Source organism: Candidatus Magnetaquicoccus inordinatus (genome assembly GCF_004217665.1).
Taxonomy (GTDB): Bacteria; Pseudomonadota; Magnetococcia; order Magnetococcales; family Magnetaquicoccaceae; genus Magnetaquicoccus; species Magnetaquicoccus inordinatus.
Map to the genome: position 1 here is coordinate 61762 of NZ_RXIU01000001.1, position 11054 is coordinate 72815.

The 11054-nt window shown below is 55.2% G+C and carries 8 protein-coding genes; all 8 read right to left on the bottom strand.

Features of this window, described 5'->3' with window-relative positions; all coding sequences use genetic code 11:
* Positions 1 to 1496: UDP-N-acetylmuramoyl-L-alanyl-D-glutamate--2,6-diaminopimelate ligase (locus EJP87_RS17470; protein ID WP_153188645.1), on the bottom strand; the 1496-nt coding region annotated here is incomplete at its 3' end.
* 81 nt (positions 1497 to 1577) lie between these two features.
* A complete protein-coding gene (locus tag EJP87_RS00155) occupies positions 1578 to 4523 on the bottom strand; it encodes a peptidoglycan D,D-transpeptidase FtsI family protein (protein WP_130469840.1) in 2946 nt (981 codons plus the stop codon).
* On the bottom strand, positions 4520 to 4789 hold the full coding sequence (locus EJP87_RS00160; protein ID WP_130469841.1) for a cell division protein FtsL: 270 nt from the start codon (positions 4787 to 4789) through the stop codon (positions 4520 to 4522). The genes EJP87_RS00155 and EJP87_RS00160 overlap by 4 nt, the downstream gene beginning before the upstream one ends.
* Positions 4786 to 5907 carry a 16S rRNA (cytosine(1402)-N(4))-methyltransferase RsmH gene (rsmH, locus tag EJP87_RS00165; protein ID WP_130469842.1) on the bottom strand — a complete coding sequence of 374 codons (1122 nt, stop codon included), beginning with the start codon at positions 5905 to 5907 and terminating at the stop codon, positions 4786 to 4788. Before rsmH ends, EJP87_RS00160 begins: the two co-directional genes overlap by 4 nt.
* A gap of 112 nt (positions 5908 to 6019) precedes the next feature.
* Positions 6020 to 7162, bottom strand: a complete 1143-nt coding sequence (gene murG / locus EJP87_RS00170; RefSeq protein WP_130469843.1) for an undecaprenyldiphospho-muramoylpentapeptide beta-N-acetylglucosaminyltransferase — start codon at positions 7160 to 7162, stop codon at positions 6020 to 6022.
* Positions 7159 to 8364 carry a putative lipid II flippase FtsW gene (gene ftsW, locus EJP87_RS00175; RefSeq protein WP_193771008.1) on the bottom strand — a complete coding sequence of 402 codons (1206 nt, stop codon included), beginning with the start codon at positions 8362 to 8364 and terminating at the stop codon, positions 7159 to 7161. Before ftsW ends, murG begins: the two co-directional genes overlap by 4 nt.
* A gap of 37 nt (positions 8365 to 8401) precedes the next feature.
* The gene (gene mraY / locus EJP87_RS00180) at positions 8402 to 9490 is read right to left on the bottom strand and encodes a phospho-N-acetylmuramoyl-pentapeptide-transferase (RefSeq protein ID WP_130469845.1); all 1089 of its coding nucleotides are present in this window, start codon (positions 9488 to 9490) and stop codon (positions 8402 to 8404) included.
* The gene (locus tag EJP87_RS00185) at positions 9480 to 10907 is read right to left on the bottom strand and encodes a UDP-N-acetylmuramoyl-tripeptide--D-alanyl-D-alanine ligase (RefSeq protein ID WP_193771009.1); all 1428 of its coding nucleotides are present in this window, start codon (positions 10905 to 10907) and stop codon (positions 9480 to 9482) included. Before EJP87_RS00185 ends, mraY begins: the two co-directional genes overlap by 11 nt.
* Positions 10908 to 11054 lie beyond the last annotated feature (147 nt).

An 11054-nucleotide genomic window follows, 5' to 3' on the forward strand; every position in this document is an offset into this window, starting at 1 on the left:
GCCAGATGGTGTCGTGCGATTGCGCCGTCATCAAAGGGATGGTTGCCCTCGGCGGTGATTTGCACGGTTTCATGACCTTTGCCGACCAAAAGGAGGGCATCACCTGGAGAGGCCATCGCCAAGGCTGTATGGATGGCCTGTTGGCGATCGGCTATGTCGATGATCTGTGCCGCGGATCCGAGACAACCTGAGCGCACCTCCTGGCGAATGGTCGTCGGATCTTCTGAGCGCGGATTGTCGTCAGTGATCAAGACTATATCGGCCAGGCGGGCCGCTATCTCTCCCATCATCGGACGTTTCCCCCGATCACGATTGCCGCCACAGCCAAAAAGCAGAATAATCCGTCCAGAGGTTAAACTGCGGGTGCTGTGCAACAGTCGTTCCAAGGCATCGGGAGTGTGTGCATAATCGACCAATACCGCAAAAGGTTGGCCGGCTTGGATGGTTTGCATGCGTCCGGGTGCCGGTCGAAAGTGCGCAAGCCCTTGCGCAATATCTGGCAAAGAGATTCCCAAATGCCAACTGGCTGCCGCTGCCGCGATGGCATTGGCGACATTAAAGCGCCCAGGACTAGGGAGAAAAATGGCAGTCTGCCCGGCAGGAGAGTGCAGGCAAAAGCGCGACTCTTGCCAGGAGAGTTGGATGTCGGAGGCACAAAAATGGGCACTCTTGGGGAAAGGTGCTGCCGGTTCGCCAGGGCACTCCAGTTGAAAGGTGGCCAAGGGCATCTGTTCCTGACAGCGTTCTGCCAAGGTTACCCCCCAGTGATCCTCTATGCCAATGACGGCATGGGCCGGTTGATCCCGCTCAAAAAGAGCTGCCTTGCTGGCAAAATAGGCTTGCTCTGTTTGATGATAATCCAGATGATCACGGGTCAGATGGGTAAAGATGGCCACTTGCCAGTGGATGCCGGCTGTGCGTCTTTGCTCCAGGGCATGGGAGGAGACCTCCATAACCACCACACGACATTGGGCTGCGGCCAAGCGCTGCAGAGTAGCCTGCAAGGCAATGGGATCTGGCGTCGTCAGCGGATTAGGCAGGTTGATGCCTGGCCCACGGATGCCGGTAGTGCCTATGACGCCCACTTTTCCGCGATAGCTTTCCTGCTCTTGCAGGATGGCTTCGAGCATGGCGGCGGTGCTGGTTTTGCCGTTGGTACCGGTGATGGCCACCATGGTCATGTTGCGGCTGGGATGACCATAAAAGGCGCTGGCGAGCAGGGCGAGGGCGACACGTGGTTGCGGGTGAATCAGTTGGCTGACCTGTTCGGGCAATTGCAGCGAGCCATCATGCAGAATGGCCAGCGCACCGGCTGCCAGAGCCTGTTCGACAAAGTGGGCCCCAGAGGTGGAGCTGCCAGAAAGTGCGGCAAAAAGATAACCGGGCTGCACCTGGCGCGAGTCGGCGCTCAAGCCATTGATGATGCGCTCTGCTCCATGCCAGGAGACTCCCGGACAGGCAGCGGCCAAGGTGTGACAAGAGTGGGAAAAAGTCATCGACCTCTCTTTTGCAACAAATCATTGCCCAAGCAGGGAGCAGCAGGAGTGCGGAGAGCAAGCACAGGAGGCTCCAGACCATTATTCCAGGAAAAGATGGGTCTCTCCCTCTGCTGTCTTTTCGACACGCACGACCCGACCATGGCCTTCGATACGTGGTACGACTGACTCTCTTTTCAGTTGTTCCAAGGCGTCGGCCAAACTGAGATGCAGCAGCGGTGAAGGTGGTTCAGGAGGTGGTTCTGCTTCACCTTTTTTCTCGCCTTTTTTCTCCCCTTTTTTGTCTGGTTTGCCGCCAGCATGCGCCTGTTTATCGTTCTTGTCTGCTTTTTCTCCCGGCTTCAGGCTGGTTTTGTTATCCATCTTTGGTGCGGTTTTGCCATCACTCTTATGGGCAGCATGCTGCTCCTCTTTTTTTCCGCTCTCCATTTTTTTGTCGTTGGAGGCATCCATCATGGCAGGCAGCTCTGGATCAATCCGGTGTTCGGGAAAAATTGAGAGCAGTGGCAAGATCTCCTGCGCGATCTCCCGGAAGATGGGGGCTGCAACCAATCCGCCATAGAAGACCCCTTTGGGTTCATCGATGCCCACATAAATCAACAATTTTGGTTTATCCGCCGGGACAAAACCTACAAAGGAGGAAAAATAGTGACCACGCACATAACCTTGACTGCCAATCGCTTTGCGGGCGGTACCGGTCTTGCCAGCCACGGTATATCCTTCCACACGTGCTTGCGGTGCCGTTCCTTCCGGTCCGACCGCCAGAGCAAGTATCTGCCGCATGGTGGCAGAGGTTTCCGGTTTGATCACCCGATGTGGTTCAGGGCGTTCACTGGGAACCAATTTGCCTTGAATCATCCGTCCTGAGATCAAATGGGGTTTATAGAGCAGACCGCCATTAATCGCTGCGGCTGTGGCGGTGGCAATCTGCAACGGGGTGGCGGTGATGCCATAGCCGTAGGAGCGGTTGGCCAAACCGACAATACGGTAGGCGGTAATATCGGGCACTGCACCCGGTGATTCGTTGCTGAAGCCAACCCGAGTGGCTTTGCCAAAGCCATAATTACCGATATAACGATCCATATTGGCGTTGCCAATCAGCAGGCCGATTTTGGCAGCACCGACGTTGGAACTGGTTTCCAAAATCTGTTCGACAGTCAACCAGCGTTTGCCCTGGTGAAAGTCACGAATGGTGCGACCGCCGATACGCAGGGTACCGCCATGTACGTCAAAAGCGGTACTGGGTTTGACCAGGCCAAGATCCAGAGCAGCAGAGACAGTAAAGGTCTTGAAAGTGGATCCGGGTTCATAGGCATCGGCGATGGCACGATTGCGTCGGTCATCGGCCTTGCTGTCGCTCAGATTATTGGGATTGAATCCGGGTTGATTGACCATGGCATAAATATCACCGTTGTTGGGATTCATCACGATGACCACGCCCCCTTTGGCATGGGCTTTGGTAACCCCTTTGAGCAAGGTTCGATAGGCGATATATTGAATATTGCTATCGATAGTCAACAACACATCGTTGCCAGGTTTTGCCGGTTCGATAATTTTACCGGTAGGCATGGGGCGACCCAGGCGATCATGGGCAAACAGACTTTCTCCTGGTTTGCCACGCAACTCTTTTTCCAGAGAGCGTTCCAATCCCTCCACCCCATGTCCATCAAAATCGGTAAAACCGAGAATATGGGAAGTGATTTCGCCAACCGGATAAAAACGCTGCACCTCAGGTGTCAAAAACAGGGAGGGATCTTCCAACTGCTGGATGCGATGGATCACCATGGGAGTCAATTGATGTTGCAGCACCGGAAACGATTTTTTGCGTGCTGATTTCAGCCGTTGTCGCAGTTGATCTTCCGGCCATTGAATCAGGGGGGCCAACTGTCTGGCCAACAAATCGGGCTCTTCCATACGATCCACATCAACCGATAGCGATTTGACCGGCAGACTGACCGAAAGTGTTTTGCCGTTGCGATCCATGATCCGACCCCGGTAGGCCGGTACAACCACCTTTTTGCGATACTGGTTTTGTGCCTTTTCCTTCAGCATGCCATGTTGGATGACGGTCAGGTCCACCGCCCGATAGGCCAAAACCAGAAAGACAAAGACAAAGCAACCCTGTAAAAAATAAAAGCGTTTGCTCAAGGATTCCGGGGCAAGAGCAGGTACCGGCAGATGCGTTCTACGGGCCAGAAAATGGGGTACCCCTCTGGGGACAGAGAGGGAGGGCATTGGCATGCGCGGACGCGGTGAGGCGGGTGTGGCAGCCCGTTTTTCGCCAGCGGTTGGCCGATTGGCTGGTGCACTGCCCAGCAGCCACAATAGTCCACGACTGATGGATTTTCCCAACGGAGCTTTATTGTTCCGCAGAGTGGAGGAGTCGCGACCGCTGCTCGCACGCTCTTCGCTGCGGGGGCTGGCCGGGCGACGGCGTACCACCAAGTGTTTGCCCAGCGCAGTCAGGGTATCGCGAATGGGATGGGTTCTGGTTTTTGCAGCCGCTTCGCGGATGGGGGCAGTATATTGGCTGCTTGGTGCAGCCTCTGGTGGGCGTTTTTCGCTGCTGCGGCCTCTGCTGACCATGCTTTTGGCCCGCTCTGCCCATTGTTGACCGTTGTGGAGCACCTGCTTTGCCAGAGTGGCGGCGCGTCGTGTACTGGCTCTCTCTGCACTGGATACAGGGGGTTCAGAAATTGTTTTTCGGCTGGCTGTGCGTTGCCTATTGTTCAAGAGCTTTTTGGCCTGCAACCAACGCTCCTGCCAGAATGAAGAGGCAGAGCTCTCGCTTCTGCTGACTCTCTCCGGATTGCGCTCTTCTGCGGGACGGCGCTGCAACCAGGTTGGCAAAGAGAAGGTAAAGCGCTTTTCGCCACTTGCCGTGTGCCACAACGAGCCACGGGCACGCCGTTTGACGGCAAAATTTTTTCCTGAGGCAGCACCATGGCTGCTGCCCCCGCTTTGCCGATTGCTTAAGCGGGAGTTGGTTGGTTTGGCGGAGTTGCTGCGGCTGCGGATCCATTTCATGGCTTGACTACCCGCCACTGTGTGGGCCACATGGGTTGCATACTCAACTCTTGCCGTGCCCGACGTTCGATGGTGTTGATGTCAGTGCGGGCAATCAATTCAATTTTCAGAGCATGTTCCTTGTCGAGCAACTCGTTATATTCCTTTTCGGCCTGGGCCAATTCGCGATGGCTTTCCAGCATCCACACGCGGGAGGAGACCGTTATGGCAGCAGTCAATACCAATAAAATAGTCAACAGAGCGATCATGGGCCAACCGAATCTCATGACAACGCCTCATGCGCAGAGAAAGGATGGGTCTGCTGACTGCCTGACGGCAGGGGGCGACTGTGCGCAATGGGTTCTGCCAACCGTTCGATGGCACGCATTCGGGCACTGCGGGCGCGGGGATTATTGGCAATTTCTGCTGCTGACGGCAGAAGCGGTTTGCGGGTCAGCAAGCGATAGGTGCTGGGAATTTTTTGTGGTTGGCGCAACAGTTCGGCTCCACAGCGGTTTAACGAGAGACCATATTCTGGATCGGCGGCCTGTCGGAAGCTCTGTTTGACAATACGATCTTCCAGCGAGTGAAAGCTGATGACCACCGCTCTGCCGCCAGCGGCCAACAAGGAGAGAGCATCCTGCAAGGCGCTCTGCAACTCCTGCAGCTCCTGATTGACAGCAATGCGCAGGGCTTGAAAAACACGGGTAGCCGGATGAATCTGTCCGGCCCGATTAGGTTGCAGGCGTTCCAACAAGGAAGCAAGTTGCCGGGTTGTGGTAAAGGGCTGTTTTTGTCGATCGCTGACAATGGCCTGGGCGATGCGCCGGGCATGGCGCTCTTCTCCATAATGGAAAAAAATATCGGCCAATTGCTCTTTATCATAGGTGTTGACGATGGTAGCGGCGGTCACTGCCCGTGGGTCGCCGTTGGGCGTGGGCTGATTCCTCGGTAGCGGCGACTGGTCGCTCAATTGGTCCATGCGCATATCCAATGGTCCATCATTCTGAAAAGAAAATCCTCGAGTGGCATCATCCAGTTGCGGTGAGGAGACCCCCAGGTCAAAAATAATGCCCTGAATGGAGGCAATTCCATAGTCGTTCAGGACGCTGCGCAGTCGGCTGAAAGGGGTATGGATGGGTGTCAACTGAGCCTGCCACTGCTCCAAAATGGCTTGGTTGCGTTGCCAAGCGCTTTGATCCCGGTCCATGGCAAAGAGTTTGCCATCGGGAGCAATGCGCTGCAAAATCGCTTGGCTGTGCCCGCCATCGCCAAAGGTGGCATCCACATAGACTCCTCCCGGTACAGGGTCCAGAGTATGGATGACCTCTTGTAATAATACGCTTTGGTGGGGTTGGCCTGGTAGAGTCGTGGCAATGGCCCGCCGCGTCGTTGACTCTCTCATCGTTCTCACTCGTTACAGTTTTCGTTAAACTATAGCAAGGAAGTGGCGCTGAGGCACGGAGCTTTTGCGGTGACAGGCAGTGGGAGGTTGGTTTTTTTTGCGGATGCCTTGTTCAGGAAGGGTTGTGTGGAGCAATCAGAGCCAGCAGATGGCGGATGATCATCTCGGCGGAGTGGGGATTGGCTTGAGTATGGGCGCGCTGACCTGCTTCGAGTAAGCCGGCGGGATCGGCCATGCGTGCCAACAGAAAATCGCTCAGCCATTGTACTGAGAGCTCCTGTTGTGCCTGCATCCAACCACCTTGGGCCCGCACCATGGCCAGAGCATTGGCGGTTTGGTGATCATCGGCGGCATGGGGATAGGGGATAAAAAGAGCTGGTTTACCGACAGCCGCCAATTCGGCCACTGTGGTAGCGCCAGCGCGACAGATCACCAGATCGGCTTGCCGATAGGCTTCCGCCATGTTTTGGAAAAAAGGGGCAAGAGTGGCTTTGATGCCCAACTGTTCATAATGGGCGGCCACTTTTTGCAAATCCTCTTGGGGAACCTGATGGCGAATCTCCACCGGCATACCGCTCTCTTTGACAATTTTGAGTGCAGGGGGAAGAAGATTGCTGAAGATGCGTGCACCCTGACTGCCACCGAAGACCAGAAGATTGAAGGGGCGATTGCCAGAAGGAAGAGTATGCAGAGGACTCTCTTCGCGTAGAGCGGTACGCACCGGGTTTCCGGTCAGGAAGATGCGGGCGTGTGGATTATCTGTTTTTGCAAGCAGAGCAGGGTCAGCGGCAAAGGAGTGGGCGGCATCGGCAAAGGAGAGATAGATGTTATCGACCACTTTACCCAATAGACGATTGGTCAGGCCGGCGCGGGCATTTTGTTCGTGCAGAGCAGTGGCTATGCCCAAGAGGCGGGCGGCGACCACAGTAGGGGCTGAGACATAACCGCCCATGCCGAGCACCACATCCGGTTGATAGTTACGGATGATGCGGATGGCCGAGAGGAGAGCAAAAGGGAGTCCCGCCAGAGTACGCAAACGGGCGATGGCTCCTTTGCCTTTGATTTGTCCCACGCGCAACATCTCCAGGCGTTTACCCCGTTGTGGCAATAAGCGGCTTTCCAGACCATAGGGAGTGCCGACAAAGAGCACCTCTCCACCATTGGACTCCCAAGCATCGGCGATGGCGATGGCGGGAAAGATATGGCCGCCGGTTCCACCACCGGCAATCAGCAGCTTTTTACCTTCGGCATTCATGGGGTGCTCTCTCTTGGGACAGTCGTGCGGTTGACTGGTTTTTCTGGAAGGGTGATCGTGCGGGAGAAAGCCAGCAACAAGCCGATGGCACTCAGGGTGATGATCAGGGAGGTTCCGCCATAACTGACCAGAGGCAGGGTCAGCCCTTTGGGAGGCAGCAAGCCCATGACCACGCCCATATTGGCCACAGCTTGTGCTCCGATCAGTACGGTCAAGCCGGTGGTGCTGAGGCGGACGAAGGGGTCACTGCAGAGGCGAGCGATACGAATGGCCCGCCAAATCAGGACAGCAAAGAGGAAAATAATCAACCAGACCATGCCCAGCCCCATCTCTTCGCCGATGACTGCAAAGATAAAGTCGGTATGGGATTCTGGCAGGTAGAACTGTTTTTGTTCTCCCTGTCCCAATCCGGTGCCAAGCAGTCCGCCATTGCCAAAAGAGAGGAGCGATTGCACCAGTTGGAAGGAGCTGTTTTGGGGATCATCCCAGGGATCCAAAAATGAGGTCACCCGGCGAAAACGATAGGGAGCCATGATGACGGCGACAGCGGCCATGGGGATGGCAATCATCAGCAGGCCGGCGATCCAGGAGAGAGGAATGCCGGCGATGAAGACAATGCCAAAGACAATCGAGGCGCTGATGACTGTGGCACCAAAGTCGGGTTCCAACATCAGCAGGGCCGCGCCGAGCATGAACAGGGCCAGCAGATAAAAAATTCCGTCGCGCACTCTGTAGACCAATCCTGGATCTTGAGCGATCAGATGGGAAAGATAGAGGGCCAACATGACCTTATAGGGTTCGGAGGGTTGTACGGTGATGACGCGCAGATTCAGCCAGCGCCGGGCACCCCCCCCTTCCAAGCCCATGCCGGGAATCAAGACGGCAATCAACAGTACGATGGTGAGCCAGAAGCCAATTTGTGCCAGCATGCGGATAGTCACTATCGGCAGACGGCTGATGATGATCATGCTGACGATACCGATCAGGGCAAAAATGGAGTTGCGCATGGCAAAATGGGTGGCATCGCCAAAATGGCGCAAAGCGGTTGGTGCAGAGGCGGAATAGACCATCACCAATCCGATAATCAGCAGCACAAAGGCGGTTCCGGCCAGCCAGAGATCCATGGCCCCATTATTGGCTGGGGAGTTGGGATCGTTGTTGCTGGATTTGCCAGAGCTGTTGCGGATCAGGTTGAAGGACATGCGCATTCTCCCTCCGGGGCAAACGGCATCGGGTTGATCAACGGATCTTCAGGGTCGAAATACCGATCAGAGCCAGGATGATCGAGATGATCCAGAAGCGGACGATAATTTTTGGTTCAGCCCAGCCTTTCAACTCAAAATGGTGATGGATGGGTGCCATGCGAAAGACCCGTTTGCCGATCAATTTGAATGAGGCTACCTGGACGATGACCGACAAGGTCTCCATGACAAAGATGCCGCCGACGATGGCCAGGACGATTTCGTGGCGGGTGATCAGACCGATGGTGCCCAGGGCGGCACCCAAGGCCAAAGATCCCACATCGCCCATAAAAACCTGGGCGGGATAGGTATTAAACCAGAGAAAGCCCAGGGCCGCTCCGACCATGGCTCCACAAAAGATGGCCAATTCACCGGCGCCAGAGACGTAGGGAATGCCCAAATAGTTGGCAAACACCAAGTGTCCGGTGACATAGGCAATGACCAGAAAGGTGGCGGCGGTCAACATGGTAGGACCAATTGCCAAACCATCCAGGCCGTCGGTCAGATTGACGGCATTGCTGGTTCCGACGATCACCAGAATGGTAAACGGATAAAAAAACCAGCCCAAATCAAAGGAGAGGGTTTTGAAAAAGGGGATGGCCAGGGAGCCGAAGGTGTTGCCGTGATCCATACTTTTCAACCAATAGGCCATGAGCAGGGCGATGGCGCTCTGCAGAAGAAAACGGGTACGGGCTGAGATCCCTTTGGAGTTTTTGCGTGCCACTTTGCGATAGTCATCCCAAAAACCGATGGCGCCAAAGGAGAGGGTGGTGGTCAAGACCATCCAGATAAAGGGATTGGTCAAGTTGGCCCACAGCAGGGTAGGCACCACCATGGCCAGCAGGATCAAGGTGCCACCCATGGTGGGGGTGCCGGTCTTTTCCAGGATATGGCGTTGTGGCCCATCGCTGCGGATTGGTTGACCGATACTCTGCAGCCGTTGCAGAGAGCGAATCAGCCAGGGGCCGATCAAAAAGGAGAGCAGCAGGGCGGTCAATGTCGCACCGATACTGCGAAAGGTGATATATTTAAAGAGATTAAGTACCGACCAGTGGTCGCTGAGGGGGAAAAGGAGATTATAGAGCATTGGTCACCAAATTTTCGACAATACGTTCCATTTTCATGCCACGGGATCCTTTGACTAACACCACATCATCCGGCTGCAGCAGGGGCGTAATCTGATTGAGCCACTCTGCCGGATCGTGACGGTGTTGGGAATAAATCCGCTGCGTTCCATTGTTGACTGCATGTTTTTCAATTTCTTGATGCAATTCATACATCAAGGGCCCGGCGGTAAACAGCAGATCGATTTCGGCTGCCAGGATCTCCTGCCAGAGTTCTCTATGCAACAACTCTGCCTCTTTTCCCAACTCCAGCATATCGCCTAAAACAGCGATGCGGCGTCCGTGCGCAGCCGGTTGTGGCAGAGCGCGCAAAGCGGCACGTACAGAGCCGGGATTGGCGTTATAGCTGTCATCAATCACCAGCCACCCTTGCGGAGAGGTACGCACACCTCCGCGCCCCGCAGTAGTATTAAACTCCTGCAATCCCAAAGCTATCTCAGACAATGGTACTGCAGCGCGTCGGGCAGCCGCGGCAACAGCCAAACTGTTCAGCCGCAAATGTTCTCCTGGAGAGGACAGACCGGTTTTTACCCCATCCTGTTCGGCTTGCCAATGGATAATGAAAGATTGAGCCGCATTATTTGCCTTTTGTGGGGTGGTGTCACTGTTTGAAAGCGCTGTGTTGCTTGCAGACGAGAGCAGCGTGCAGTAGATGTCGGCAGAGTTGTCGGAGCCGAAAGTCAGTGTGGGAACAATTGCAGCTTTCTGCCGTAAACGGTCGCTATAGCTTTGGCCGGCGGGGATAATCGCCAATCCGTTGGCAGGGAGAGCCTGCAACAGCTCACCTTTGGCGTCAACAATGCCTTGGAGATCGTGAAAAGATTCCAGATGGGCGGGCATCACATTGGTGACGATACCAATATCCGGTTCGGCCAGTTGTGCCAGGTAGGTTATCTCTCCCGCCGCGCTCATGCCCATTTCCAGGATCAGAGCTTGGCAATTTTCTGGCATTGCCAACAAAGTCAAAGGCAGACCGATATGGTTGTTAAAATTGCCGCGTGTGCAGTGGACATGGGCAAAATGGCGCTGCAGAACACGGGTCAGCATCTCTTTGACGGTGGTTTTGCCACAGGAACCGGTCACAGCCAATACCAGGGGATTGACCTGTTGGCGCCAACGTTTGGCTGCTGCTCCCAAGCTGTGCAAAACATCGTCAACCAACAGCAAGGGGACAGAGATCTTTTGGGCAGGGGGACGTTCTGCCAGGATGGCGGCACAGCCAGCAGCGATAGCCTTGTCCATAAAGTCATGCCCATCAAAACGCTCCCCGCGTACCGCAGCAAACAGTTCACCGGCACGAATGGTTCGCGTGTCAATGGAGACACCACGCAAGGGAACAGGATCGGCTTGCTCAGAGAAAAGGGCCAGGGAAATAGACACAACAACTCCTTTGTCGCAAACGAGGGAATGGCGTGTCACGCCACGACTGACTTTCATTATACGTCAAGATAAGGCGGCTGTCTTGCAACTTATTGCATGCTGGCGAAGAAGCGGTCAGTTGTGGTCGCGCATTTTGTAGATGCGGGT

What these genes read in the sequence shown, in the direction of transcription:
- EJP87_RS00155 (WP_130469840.1), bottom strand. Translation starts at nt 4,523, where the DNA reads ATGAAATGGATCCGCAGCCGCAGCAACTCCGCCAAACCAACCAACTCC.
- EJP87_RS00160 (WP_130469841.1), bottom strand. Translation starts at nt 4,789, where the DNA reads ATGAGATTCGGTTGGCCCATGATCGCTCTGTTGACTATTTTATTGGTA.
- rsmH (WP_130469842.1), bottom strand. Translation starts at nt 5,907, where the DNA reads ATGAGAGAGTCAACGACGCGGCGGGCCATTGCCACGACTCTACCAGGC.
- murG (WP_130469843.1), bottom strand. Translation starts at nt 7,162, where the DNA reads ATGAATGCCGAAGGTAAAAAGCTGCTGATTGCCGGTGGTGGAACCGGC.
- ftsW (WP_193771008.1), bottom strand. Translation starts at nt 8,364, where the DNA reads ATGTCCTTCAACCTGATCCGCAACAGCTCTGGCAAATCCAGCAACAAC.
- mraY (WP_130469845.1), bottom strand. Translation starts at nt 9,490, where the DNA reads ATGCTCTATAATCTCCTTTTCCCCCTCAGCGACCACTGGTCGGTACTT.